This is a genomic window from Curtobacterium sp. CFBP9011, assembly GCF_034045095.1.
GTDB lineage: Bacteria > Actinomycetota > Actinomycetes > Actinomycetales > Microbacteriaceae > Curtobacterium.
This window is the reverse complement of sequence record NZ_JAXCWN010000003.1, coordinates 261,711-274,035: the sequence shown is the minus strand read 5'-3', so window position 1 is coordinate 274,035 and position 12,325 is coordinate 261,711. Positions and strand designations below refer to the sequence as shown.

Annotated in this window: 11 protein-coding genes; 7 read left to right on the top strand and 4 right to left on the bottom strand. The window is 71.9% G+C overall.

The features are described 5' to 3' along the window. Positions 1 to 98 precede the first annotated feature (98 nt). Together SOM35_RS08650 and SOM35_RS08645 are read left to right on the top strand one after the other, a co-directional pair. Positions 99 to 1,511: an amino acid permease gene (locus SOM35_RS08650; RefSeq protein WP_111074332.1), complete on the top strand. Its 1,413-nt coding sequence runs from the start codon at positions 99 to 101 to the stop codon at positions 1,509 to 1,511. Positions 1,512 to 2,352: 841 nt separating this feature from the next. After that, entirely contained in the window at positions 2,353 to 2,616 is a 264-nt protein-coding gene (locus tag SOM35_RS08645) for a hypothetical protein (protein ID WP_320515080.1), read from the top strand. A gap of 170 nt (positions 2,617 to 2,786) precedes the next feature. On the opposite strand, the gene rplL is transcribed toward SOM35_RS08645, so the two are convergent. The 4 genes from rplL to SOM35_RS08625 all read right to left on the bottom strand — a co-directional run bounded on the left by rplL (position 2,787) and on the right by SOM35_RS08625 (position 6,346). Then, positions 2,787 to 3,170 carry a 50S ribosomal protein L7/L12 gene (gene rplL / locus SOM35_RS08640; protein WP_111074334.1) on the bottom strand — a complete coding sequence of 128 codons (384 nt, stop codon included), beginning with the start codon at positions 3,168 to 3,170 and terminating at the stop codon, positions 2,787 to 2,789. A 51-nt stretch (positions 3,171 to 3,221) separates the two neighbouring features. Continuing rightward, positions 3,222 to 3,737, bottom strand: coding sequence for a 50S ribosomal protein L10 (gene rplJ / locus SOM35_RS08635; RefSeq protein WP_111051486.1), 516 nt, complete (start codon positions 3,735 to 3,737; stop codon positions 3,222 to 3,224). Between the two features lie 306 nt (positions 3,738 to 4,043). Continuing rightward, the gene (locus SOM35_RS08630) at positions 4,044 to 5,591 is read right to left on the bottom strand and encodes a sensor histidine kinase (protein ID WP_320515079.1); all 1,548 of its coding nucleotides are present in this window, start codon (positions 5,589 to 5,591) and stop codon (positions 4,044 to 4,046) included. A gap of 14 nt (positions 5,592 to 5,605) precedes the next feature. Next, entirely contained in the window at positions 5,606 to 6,346 is a 741-nt protein-coding gene (locus tag SOM35_RS08625) for a response regulator transcription factor (protein ID WP_111074336.1), read from the bottom strand. Positions 6,347 to 6,452: 106 nt separating this feature from the next. Between SOM35_RS08625 and SOM35_RS08620 the strand changes: the two genes are divergently transcribed. From SOM35_RS08620 to SOM35_RS08600, 5 genes are all read left to right on the top strand, one after another. Next, positions 6,453 to 7,565 carry an acyl-CoA dehydrogenase gene (locus SOM35_RS08620; RefSeq protein WP_320515078.1) on the top strand — a complete coding sequence of 371 codons (1,113 nt, stop codon included), beginning with the start codon at positions 6,453 to 6,455 and terminating at the stop codon, positions 7,563 to 7,565. Beyond that, positions 7,562 to 9,004 (top strand): bifunctional PIG-L family deacetylase/class I SAM-dependent methyltransferase, encoded by a 1,443-nt coding sequence (locus SOM35_RS08615; protein WP_320515077.1) that lies wholly within the window; start codon positions 7,562 to 7,564, stop codon positions 9,002 to 9,004. Before SOM35_RS08620 ends, SOM35_RS08615 begins: the two co-directional genes overlap by 4 nt. Continuing rightward, on the top strand, positions 9,001 to 9,744 hold the full coding sequence (locus tag SOM35_RS08610; RefSeq protein WP_320515076.1) for a glycosyltransferase family 2 protein: 744 nt from the start codon (positions 9,001 to 9,003) through the stop codon (positions 9,742 to 9,744). Before SOM35_RS08615 ends, SOM35_RS08610 begins: the two co-directional genes overlap by 4 nt. Positions 9,745 to 9,872: 128 nt before the next feature. Beyond that, the gene (locus SOM35_RS08605; protein ID WP_320515075.1) at positions 9,873 to 11,414 is read left to right on the top strand and encodes an ABC transporter permease; all 1,542 of its coding nucleotides are present in this window, start codon (positions 9,873 to 9,875) and stop codon (positions 11,412 to 11,414) included. 133 nt (positions 11,415 to 11,547) lie between these two features. Next, the gene (locus SOM35_RS08600) at positions 11,548 to 12,279 is read left to right on the top strand and encodes an ABC transporter ATP-binding protein (RefSeq protein ID WP_320515074.1); all 732 of its coding nucleotides are present in this window, start codon (positions 11,548 to 11,550) and stop codon (positions 12,277 to 12,279) included. The last annotated feature ends 46 nt before the right edge of the window (positions 12,280 to 12,325 follow it).

The following is a 12,325-nucleotide window of genomic DNA, read 5'->3' as shown; positions in this document are numbered from 1 at the left end:
GTGCCTCCCGTGTGCAGGAGTGGACGCGACCGGTTTGGACCCCGTCCGAGGGCCGTGGGACGATGGCCCGTCCCCCGCCCGTGCCCCCGTGAGGTCCCATGTCGTCCGCGCCGTCACTCGCCCACCAGCTCCTCCGGCGGAAGCCCGTGGACCAGCTCCGAGCCGAGGCAGCGGCCGGGGTCGACGGACAGCCGCTCCGCCGGACCCTGGGGGTGTGGCACCTGACGATGATCAGCGTCGGCGCGACCCTCGGCACCGGCATCCTGGTCGTCCTCGGTACCGCGGTCCCGCTCGCCGGCCCGGCCGTCTGGATCTCGTTCGTCCTCGCGGGCGTCGCCGCGCTGCTCTCCGCGCTCTCCTACGCCGAGATGGCCGGCGCAGTCCCGACGTCGGGATCGAGCTACTCGTACACCTACGCGACGATGGGCGAGGGCATCGCCTGGGTCTGCGGGTGGTGTCTCGTCCTCGAGTACGCGGTGTCGGTCGCTGCCGTGGCCGTCGGTGCCAGCCAGTACGTCGACGAGACGCTGCGGGTCTTCGGGCTGCACCTGCCGACGGCGCTGTCCGCGCCTCCCGGTGACGGTGGTCTCGTGAACCTGCCGGCGGCCGCACTCGTCCTCGTCGCGATGCTGGTCCTGCTGCCGGGGGCGAAGGAGAGCGCCTGGGTGAACACGCTCATGGTGCTCGTGAAGATCGCACTGCTCGTGTTCTTCGTCATCGTGGCGTTCTCGGCGTTCCGGATCGGGAACTTCGAGCCGCTCGCGCCGATGGGTGCCGCCGGTGTGAGTGCTGCGGCCTCCCGACTGTTCTTCTCGTACATCGGTTTCGACGCTGCGTCCACCGCCGGCGAAGAGGCCAAGAACCCGCGCCGTGACCTGCCTCGCGCCATCATCGGGTCGATCGCGCTCATCACCGCGCTGTACATCCTGGTCGCCGTCGCGGCCATCGGTGCGCGGTCGTGGACGTCCTTCTCCGCCGACGAGGCCTCGCTCGTCCGCATCGTCGTCGACGTCACCGGGCAGCCGGTCGTCGCGCTCGTGTTCTCGATCGGTGCGGTGATCGCGATCGCCAGTGTCGTCCTCACCGTGCTCTACGGCCAGACCCGGATCCTCCTCACGATGGCGCGCGACGGTCTCGTGCCGAAGGTGTTCGGCCGGGTGTCGCCGCGCACCGGGACCCCGATCGCGAACACCCTCATCGTGGGCATCGTGGTCACGATCGTCTCGGCGCTCGTCCCCCTCGGCGAGCTGGCTGACGCGACGAGCATCGGCACGCTCATCGCGTTCGCGCTGGTGAACATCTCGGTGATCGTGCTCCGGCGCACGCAGCCGGACCTGGAACGGTCGTACCGGGTGCCGTTCTTCCCCGTCGTGCCGGTCCTCGGCGTGCTGTTCTGCCTGTTCCTGGCGGTGACGCTCGGCGCGGGCACGTGGATCGCGTTCGGTATCTGGATGGTCGCCGGCGCGGTGCTCTACGTGGCCTACGGCCGCCGCCACAGCACGCTCGCGTAGCGCGCCCGCCGCCCGCCACCGCCGAGCCTCGGCTGGGCGGACACTTTTCGGCGGCCGGAGCACGCAAAATGTCCGCTGGGTCGAGCCTCGCATGCGCACTGGCTGCTGTGGAGAACGGCGTCAGTGCACCGGAACCGACCAGGAGGCCCACTCCGCGTCCGGCAGAGCGAGCCTCGGTTCCATGGAGATCACCGAGCCGACCCTGCTCCGCGCCGTTCCGACCGATCCGTCGGGCGCCAGGACCCTTCGCCGACAGTGCGCAGCGGGGAAGCTGACGCGCATCCGCCCGGGAACGTACGTTGCAAGTGCCGAATGGGTCGGCCTCTCCCCGTCGTCACAGCATCGGACCATCGCGCGCGCATTGGCCCCGGAACTCGGTGCCGGATACGCGTTCTCGCACATCACCGCCGCGATCCTGCACGGCTGGCCGTTGATCGGTCCGGCGCCCGATCGGGTCCACGTGGTCGACCTCGATGCGACATCGGTGACCCATCGACTCGGGGTCGTCCGCCATGCGCCACAGGATGCCGTACCGATCGACCTGACGCACCAGTTCCGTGGCGTGCGCGTGACCAGTCCGCTCGTGACAGCGGTGTTGGTCGCGACGACGTGTGAGCCGAGTACCGCCGCAGTGGCGATCGACGGTGGCGTCCGCAGCGCGTCCGTCGATCCGGCGTCCCTCCAGCTCGCACTCCCCGACCCGCCAGCCCGCGGATCGCGTCGGGCCCAACTCGTCGTGGCGGCTCTCGATGCACGTCACGAGTCAGTCGGCGAGTCCTACACCGCAGTCAGCCTGGTCGAGCTCGGCATCGGTCCGGTTGAACCTCAGTACGAGTTCCGGTTGCCGGACGGGACCATCCGACGGGTTGACTTCTGGATCTCGTCGCTCGGTGTCGTCCTCGAGTTCGACGGGCAGCAGAAGTACGTCGACCCAACGATGCTCGCGGGCCGGGATGCAGCGCAGGTCCTCTGGCAGGAGAAGATCCGCGAGGACCAACTCCGCGCCCTGCCGGAAGTCCGCACGGTGATCCGCGTCACCTGGTGGCACCTCGCCGAACCCGAGCGACTCCGCGCGCTCCTCCGACAGCACGGCGTCCGCGTCTGAGCCGGAGCAGCAGCGCCGAACCTCGGCTCCGCGGACATCTTGCGGCAAGCGGTAGGCGCAAAGTGTCCGCCCAGCCGAGGCTCGGCGCCCGCACGCCGGCAGCGCCCGCCCGTACACGACGAAGGCCGCCGCCCCGAGGGGCAGCGGCCTTCGTGACCAGAAGGTCAGACTCAGACGAGCTCGACGGTGGCGCCGGCGGCCTCGAGCGAAGCCTTGGCCTTGTCGGCGGTCTCCTTGTTGGCGCCCTCGAGCACCTTGGCGTCGGCGGTCTCGACGAGCGCCTTGGCCTCGCCCAGGCCGAGCGACGTGAGGCTGCGGACCTCCTTGATGACCTGGATCTTCTTGTCACCGGCCGACTTGAGCACGACGTCGAACTCGGTCTTCTCCTCGACCTCCTCGGCGGGTGCAGCAGCGCCACCGACCGCAGCAGCGGCGACGGGGGCGGCAGCGGTGACCTCGAAGACCTCTTCGAACTTCTTCACGAAGTCAGAGAGCTCGATGAGCGTGAGCTCCTTGAAGGCCTCGATGAGCTCGTCCTGCGAAAGCTTCGCCATGATTTTCTCCTACTACTCAGTACGTGATGTGGTTGTGGAACGCGTGCCTGGTCAGGCCGCGGACTCCTGCTTCTCGCGGAGGGCGTCCACCGTGCGGACGGCCTGCGAGAGGGGTGCCTGGAACAGGTACGCAGCACCGAACAGCGAGGCCTTGAAGGCGCCGGCGAGCTTGCCGAGCAGCACTTCGCGGGACTCGAGGTCGGCGAGCTTGTCCACCTCGGTCGCGGAGAGCGGGTTACCGTCAAAGTAACCACCCTTCACCACGAGCTCGGGGTTCGCCTTGGCGAATGCACGCAGCGACTTCGCGACGGCGACGGTGTCACCGTGGACGAAGGCGAGAGCGGACGGACCAGCGAGCTCGTCGTCGAACGACGTGATGCCTGCTTCGTTGGCCGCGATCTTGGTCAGCGTGTTCTTCACCACGGCGTACGTGGCGTGCTCACGGATCGAGTTGCGGAGCTCCTTGAGCTGCGCGACCGTGAGACCGCGGTACTCGGTGAGCAGAACGGCGTTCGAGCTACGGAAGGACTCCGTGAGCTCGGCGACCGCAGCTTCCTTGTTCGCCATGGTTCTCCTTGGGGTTCTTGCTGGCAGCCCCGGGTCCCATGGCTGTGGTGAACACAACCCGCACACGAAAAAAGCTCCGGCGCAGAGGCTCGGAGCTGCTCCGACACGTTGTGTAGGAGTGGTTCTGAACACCTGCGCGGGCTGCCTCGTGACGAGGACCTTCGGTCACTGTCCATGCGTGAACACGGCAGCGACGACCAGCGGTCTTTGGCTGAACAGAACCGTACCACACCACGCCCTCGGTCCGGAAGCGCCGGTTCCGAGGGCGGGTCCGGACGGGAGGCACGCCCCCACCCGCCCCGCCGGTCACCCTCCGGAGCGGTCGGGCACCCCGGCCCAGGCCGGAGGGGCGGCATCGGCAGCACTGGCGGCGCCGCCACCCGCATCCGCGGCCCCGGCATCCGCGCCGTCCACCCGCCGCGCCGGCAGGTGCACCGTGAAGACCGTGTCCCCCGGTTCGCTCGTCACGCTCACCCGCCCGCCGTGCGCTTGCACCACGGCGTCCACGATGGCGAGCCCGAGTCCGGTCGACCCGGCGGTCCGGGAGCGTGAGCTGTCGGCGCGGGCGAACCGTTCGAAGAGCTTCGGCAGGAACTCCGGATCGATCCCCTGCCCGTCGTCGCGGACGGTCAGGTCGACGCCACCGTCCGGCGCCGACGCGATGCCGACCGTGATGCGCGTGCCGTCCGGCGTGTGGGTCCGGGCGTTGGTGACGAGGTTGACGATCACCTGGTGCAGGCGTGCCGCGTCGCCGACGACCTCGACGGGTTCGGCGGGCAGGTCGACCTCGATCGGGTGGTCCGGCGAGGCGGCGTGGGCGTCGTTGACGGCGTCGAGCACCAGGCCGGTCAGGTCGACGTCGTCGAACTGGATCTCGCGGCCCTCGTCGAGGCGGGCGAGCAGCAGCAGGTCCTCGACCATCGAGGTCATCCGGACGGACTCGGACTCCACCCGGCTCATGGCGTAGACGACGTCCGGCGGCAGGTCGGCGCCCATCCGTCGGGTGAGTTCGGCGTACCCGCGGATCGAGGCCAGCGGCGTCCGGAGTTCGTGCGAGGCGTCGGCGACGAACTGCCGGACCTTCTGTTCGGACCGTTCGCGGGCCTGCATCGCGTTGCCGATGTGTCCGAGCATCCGGTTGAACGCGGTGCCGACGCGGCCCACCTCGGTGCCCGGATCGGCATCGGGCACACGGACGCCGTCGAGGGCATCACTGCGGTCGAGCGGCATCCGGGCGACGGTCGAGGCGGTCTCCGCGACGCGGTCGAGCGGCCGGAGCGCCCGTCGGACGGCGGCGGTGGCGACGCCCGAGGCGACGAGGAGCGCGAGCACGGTGACGACGAGCACCACGCCGAGCAGCTTCCACACACTCTCGTACACCGGGGCGAGTGGCAGGCCGACGACCAGGACGGCGTCGCCCAGCACCGGGTTGTCGACCTGCACCGCGGCGACCCGGTACTTGCCGAGCTCCCCACCGAGGTCCATCGTCGCGGGGTCGACTCCGACCTTGACGTCGCCGAGCCGGTCCAGCTGCGCGGCGGTCAACTGCCCGCGAGAGCTGTCCTCCTGCAGGACGATGCCCCCGGCGCGGCCACCGGAGAAGTAGTAGGCGGTGAGGGTGCCCGCTGCCTGGCCGAGCGGTTGCAGCAGGTCGTCGTTGGGACGCTGCCCGTTCGGCGACTGCTCACCCTGCCCGAACTTCGTGCTGGCGCGGGCCGTCGCCTTCTGCAACTGCCCGTCGATGGCACCCGTCTGGATGCTCGCGAGCGCGATGATGCTCCCCGCCCCGATCACCGCGCTGACGGCGACGACCAGGGCGACGATGCTCAGGACGAGCCGACGACGGAGGGTCATGCGGAACGCCCGGTTCAGACGGTGGGCTTGATGACGTACCCGACGCCACGCACGGTGTGGATCATCGGCTCCTCGCCGACGTCGATCTTCTTGCGCAGGTAGGAGATGTAGATCTCGACGACGGAGGACTTGCCGCCGAAGTCGTACGACCACACCCGGTCCAGGATCTGCGCCTTCGACAGCACACGGCGCGGGTTGCGCATGAGGAAGCGGAGCAGCTCGAACTCGGTCGCGGTGAGTTCGATCGTGCGGCCGGCCCGGGTGACCTCGTACGACTCCTCGTCGAGCACTAGGTCGCCGACGACGATGCGGGAGTCGCCGGCCTCGCTGACGGAGATCTGCGAGCGGCGGATGAGACCACGGAGGCGGGCGACGACCTCTTCCAGCGAGAACGGCTTGGTGACGTAGTCGTCGCCGCCGGCGGTGAGTCCGGTGACGCGGTCCTCGACGGAGTCCTTCGCGGTGAGGAACAGCACCGGGGTGTCGTCGTTGTTCTGCCGCAGTCGGCTGAGGACCTGCAGCCCGTCGAGGTCGGGCATCATCACGTCGAGCACCATCGCGTCGGGGTGGAACTCCCGTGCCTTGGTGAGGGCGTCCTGGCCGCCGTTCGCGCTGCGGACGTCCCAGCCCTCGTAGCGGAGGGCCATCGAGAGCAGGTCGGTGAGGCTGGCTTCGTCGTCGACGACCAGGATGCGCAACGGCGAACCGTCGGCACGGGTGAGGCGCGGGGGTGCGGAGGGCTGCGAGATGGTCACGTCTTCGAGTATCGAGAGATTCCTATGAGCCGTCTGTGGCCCGTCCCAGTGCGCCCTGTGGATCGTCCGCGTCGACGTGGATGCAGTCCTCAATAGCCTGACGTCGATGCTGGACTCCCCTGCTTGGCCCGACGGTGCGCGACACGTCGACACCGCTGCGATCACCGCCCTCGTGCTCGGTTCCGCCGATCCCACGGCCGCGGACGCGCCCACCGCCGGGAGGCCCGTCCCGACCCCGCAGCACCGGCTCGCCGTCGCGCAGACCCTCGCGTCCACCACCCCGCCGCTCGTCGCCGGGACCGCCGGACAGGTCTTCGCGACCCTCGCGGCGGTCGCCGCCGGGGACGTCGCGACCGCCCGGGTGGTCGAGCCGCACCTCGACGCGCTGACGATCCTGGCGCAGGCCGGGGTGGAGGTGCCCGCGGGGTCGACGTGGGGTGTCTACGCGGCCGAGGCCCCGGGCCTCCGCCTCGAGGCACGCGACGCCGCTGCCGACACGGACGCCGGAACCGACACCGACGCCGCGGACAGCGTCGTCCTGGACGGCACGAAGCCCTGGTGCTCGCTGGCGTCGACGCTCTCGCACGCCCTGGTCACCGCGCACGTCGGCCAGGAACGTCGACTCGTCGCGGTGTCGCTCCGCCAGACCGGCGTCGTCCCGCACGACGACGTCTGGGTCGCCCGCGGCCTGCCCGACGTGCCGAGCGGGCCGGTCGACTTCACCGCCGTCCGGGCGAGCACGGTGGGCGACCCCGGCTGGTACCTCCGCCGTCCGGGCTTCGCCTGGGGTGGCATCGGCGTCGCCGCGTGCTGGTGGGGCGGTGCGGTCGGGCTGGCGCGAGTGCTCCGTGCACACGCCGCCGCGCGACCGGAGTCCGAACTGCTGCGGGCCGCACTGGGCTCGGTGGTCGCCGACCTCGCCGACGCCGAGGACGCACTCGCCGGCGCCGCCCGCCGGATCGACGACAGCGCCGGCACGGCCGACGACGCCACCGACTGGCCGCTCCTCGCCCAGGTGGTCCGCTCCCGGGTGCGCCGGGCCGTGGACGCCGTCCGGACCCAGGTCGTCCGGTCGATCGGCCCCGGCCCGCTGACGAGCGACCCCGCCGTCGCCGCACGGGTCGCCGACCTCGAGCTCTACGTGCTGCAGGACCACGGCGACCGGGACCTCGCCCGCATCGGCCGGATGGTGCTCGAGCGCGGCGGTGTGGCGTGGTGAGCTTCGACCACCGGGCTCCAGGGACCGACCCGGACGCCTGGACGCCCGTGCTCGCCCGGGTCGAGGCGACGCCGATCGCGCTCGACGGGTACGACCGGGTGCTCGTCGTCGCACCGCACCCCGACGACGAGACCCTCGGTGCCGGCGGCCTCATCGCGACCGCGGCGGGCGCCGGACTGCCGGTGCACGTCGTCCTGGTCAGCCGGGGCGAGGGCTCGCACCCGGACTCACCCACGACCACGCCCGATCAGCTCCGCGGCCGCCGGACCGAGGAGTTCCGGGGGGCACTGGACGCACTGCACCCCGCGGTGACGTCCACCGTCCTGGACGTGCCGGACGGCGGACTGCGCGAGCACGCCGAGGTGCTCGCGCACGCCCTCACGAAGCACCTGTCGAGCGGCCCCGCAGCGCCCGGCCCCGCAACGAGCGGCTCCGCAGCACCCGGCCGTACCCTGCTCGTCGCCCCCTGGCAGGGCGACGGCCATCGTGACCACCGGATCGCCGGCGAGGTCGCCGAGCGCCTCGCCGCCGAGACCCCCGGCGTCGACCTGCTGTCCTACCCCGTCTGGGCGTGGCACTGGGACGACCCGGCAGCACCGGCCCTGCCCGTCGCCGGGCTCCGCGCCCTGCCGCTGTCGACGGCCGCGCTCGACCGGAAGCGCCGGGCACTCGACGCCCATGCCTCGCAGGTCCGCCCCCTCTCGCCGGCGCCCGGGGACGAGGCGATCGTCGACGACCGGCACGCCCGGCACCACCTCCGCGACCAGGAGTGGTTCGTGGCACCGCGCGGCGCGGACACCGCCACCGCCACCGCCAACGCCGACGCCACCGAGCACACGACGGCCTCCCGCTCCCGCGAGTCCTTCGACGCCCACTACGACCGGAAGCCCGAGGGCTGGGACTTCGACGGCTCCTGGTACGAGCAGCGGAAGCGTGCCGTGACCCTGGCCGCACTCCCCCGGCAGCGCTTCCGGTCCGCGCTCGAACTCGGCTGCGCCACCGGGGTCCTCACCGCCGCACTGACGGAGCGGGCGGACTCAGTCCTCGGCACCGACATCTCGCGTGCCCCGCTGGAGCGCGCCCGGCGGCGAGCGCCGTCGGCCCAGTTCGTCCAGGCCGCTCTGCCCGCCGAGTGGCCGGCCGGCCGCTGGGACCTCGTGGTGATGTCCGAGGTCGGCTACTACCTCTCCCCCGCCGACCTCGACGCCACGATCGACCGTGTGCTCGCCTCACTCGACGACGACGGTGTCCTCGTCGCCTGCCACTGGCGGCACCCGGACAGCGACGCCGTCACCGACGGGGACACGGTCGACGCGCACCTGGCGGCACGCTGGCCCCACCCGGCGCTGGTCCGCCACGTCGAGCCGGACTTCGTCCTGAGCGTCCTGCCCGGCCCGGCGGTCACGAGCGTCGCGCGGGCCGAAGGACTCGTCCGGTGACGCTCCGGCTCGACGTCGTCGTCCCGGCACACGACGAGCAGGACCGGATCCTCGCCTGCCTGGAGGCCCTGGCCACCGCCGTCACGACCCTCCGGCACCAGCACCCCGAGGCCTCGGTCCACGTCACGGTCGTCATGGACGGCTGCACCGACGACACCGCCGGGCTGGTCGCCTCGTTCGCCGCCGGGTCCTCGTGGCTCGAGACGCTGGTCACCGACCACGTCGGGGTCGGTCGGGCACGCTCGCTCGGTGCCGCCCATGCCCTGGCTCGACCCCTCCCGCCGGCCGGAGCCCTCCCTTCGGACGGGGACGACGACCTCGACCGTCGCTGGCTCGCCCACACCGATGCCGACTCGCGGGTCGCGGCGGGGTGGCTCGCGCAGCAGCTCGATGCCCTCGTCGCCGGCACGCACGTCCTCGTCGGTGCCGTGCTGCCGGACCCGGACGACCTCGACGCGGTGGTCCTCGCCCGCTGGCAGGCGACGCACCCGCCCGGAGCGACACTCGGCCACGTGCACGGCGCGAACCTCGGCATCCGCGCGGACGCCTACCGTGCCCTGGGTGGCTTCGACCCGGTGCCGGAACACGAGGACGTCCGGCTGGTGGCGCGCGCCCGCGCGCTGGGGCTGCGGGTGGACGCGACCACGAGCCTCCCGGTCGTCACCAGCGGTCGGTTCGACGGCCGGACGCCGGGCGGCTACGCGGAGCACCTCCGCCGCACCTACGGCGACGCCTCTTGACCTCCTTACTGTTCTGATAACGGACCGAAGGGCCGTCCTTGGTGGCCGTTCCTAGGTTCTCCTCGTCGGCCCCCGCCGCGTGATCCGCGCGACCGATGCTCCCGGGTCGGCCCCCACCGAGGAGAACCATGTTCCTGACCTACCTCAGGCGCGAACTCACGAACCGCAAGAAGCAGACGGTCATCATCGCGGTCGGGATGGCGCTGGCCATCGCGCTCGTCGTCATCGTCTCGTCGATCGCGAGCGGCGTGCAGTCCGCCCAGTCGAGCGTCCTGGCGTCCGTGTACGGCGTCGGCACCGACATCACCGTGACGAAGACCGAGACCCCGACGTCCAGCAGCACCGGCCGGCCGTCGTTCGACTTCGGCGACCAGAGCTCGTCGGGCAGCAGCAGCAGCGGTTCCACCGACCTGGCCCAGTCCCGCCTGGCGGTGTCCCGCGGCACGAGCACCCTGACCGCCGCGAACGTGGCGACGGTCGCCGGAACCGACGGGGTGGCGGCCGCGACCGGCGTCCTGACGCTCGAGAACAGCACGTTCTCCGGCCAGGTCAAGCAGAGCGACGGCAGCAGCAGCAGTGACGGTGCGGCGCAGGGCGGCCCGCCGAGCGGGACGGGCCAGAGCAGCACCGGCCAGGGCGGTGGTGGCTTCGGCGGTGGCTCGTTCAGCGTCGACTCGTTCACGGTCACCGGCATCCCGGTCTCCGGCGACACGGTCGGCCCGCTCACCAGCACCGAGACGACGAAGGGTCGTCCCTTCACCACGGCCGACGCCGGCAAGGACGTCGTCGTGCTCGACGCGGCGTACGCCGAGAGCGAGTCGAAGGCCGTCGGCGACACGGTCTCGATCGGCGGGAAGACCTTCGACGTCATCGGGATCGTCGCCTCGACCGGGTCGGCGTCCACCACCGGCTCGAACACGTACATCCCGCTCGACACCGCGCAGACGCTCGCCGACCTGTCCGGCAAGGTGACGTCCGTCTACGTCTCCGCCGAGTCGTCCTCCGACGTCGCGACGATCAAGACCGCGCTGCAGAAGGAGCTGCCGAGCGCGACCGTCTCCACCGAGTCCGACCTCGCCTCGAGCGTGTCCGGCTCCCTGGCGACGGCGTCGACCCTCGTGTCGAACCTCGGCCGGTGGCTGTCGATCGTCGTCCTGGCGGCGGCGTTCCTCATCGCCATCCTGTTCACCATCTCCGGCGTCACCCGCCGCACCCGTGAGTTCGGCACCCTCAAGGCCATCGGCTGGTCGAACGGCCGCATCACGCGGCAGGTCGCGGGCGAGTCGCTCGTGCAGGGACTGATCGGCGGTGTCATCGGCGCCGCGACCGGCCTCGTCGGCATCCTCGTCGTGAACGTCATCGCCCCCACGGTCTCGGCGAGTGCCGCCACCAGCACCCGGACCGGTCCCGGCGCGGGTGGTGGGATGCCCGGCGCAGCCGCGACAGCGGCGGCCGGCAGCGGCACGACCGGTGGCGCTCCCGCGGGCGGCTTCGGCGGCGGCGGGCAGACGGCGGCGACCACGGACGTCGTCCTGCACGCCCCGGTGACCGTCGAGGTGATCCTGCTCGCCATCGGGCTCGCGGTCCTCGGCGGGCTGCTCGCGGGCGCGCTCGGCGGGTGGCGGGCCTCCCGGCTCCGCCCGGCGGAAGCCCTGCGGAGCGTGGCGTGATGCCGGCCGACCGGCGCACCCCGACCGACCCGGCCGGCACCAGCGCGACCCACCGAGCCACACGATCCGCACGACCGACCGACCGCGCCATCCCGACGACCGACCCCACCATCCCGACGACCGAGGAGCCATCGTGACCACCACCGAGACCGCAGCCGCCACGGACGGCGTGCCCACCGCCTCCCGGCCCGTCTACCGGCTGTCGGGCGTGACCAAGACGTACCGGCAGAAGAACCGGACCGTCACCGCGCTGGCCGGGGTCGACCTCGAGATCCCGCAGGGGCAGCTCGTCGCGGTGCAGGGGCCGACCGGCGGCGGCAAGTCGACGCTGCTGCAGATGCTCGGCGCGCTCGACCGGCCGAGCAGCGGTTCGGTGTTCCTGGGCGACCGGGACGTCGCCGTGCTCGGGGACCGGGCGCTCACCGACGTCCGGGCGACCGAGATCGGCTTCGTGTTCCAGAGCTTCAACCTCATCCCGACACTGACCGCCCTCGAGAACGTCGAGACCGCGTTCGCGGGCAGCCTCGCGAACCGCTCCCGGGCCGAGGTCCGCGAGCGGGCCACGACCGCCCTGCGCGAGGTCGGCCTCGAGGAACGGCTCGACCACCTGCCGGCCGAGCTCTCCGGCGGGCAGCAGCAGCGCGTCGCGATCGCCCGCGCACTGGTGAAGGACCCGACGGTCCTGCTGGCGGACGAGCCGACCGGGGCGCTCGACGAGGGCACCCGCGACGAGATCATGGGCCTCATCGAGCGGCAGTGGAAGGACCGCGGGCTGACGGTCGTCATCGTGACGCACGACTCGTGGGTGGCGCGGCGCGCAGAGCGTCGGCTGCGCATCGAGCAGGGGCAGGTCCGCGAGGTCTAGTCGCGGCGCCGGCTGGCGGTCGGGGCGGCAAAACACCGGTGTTCGT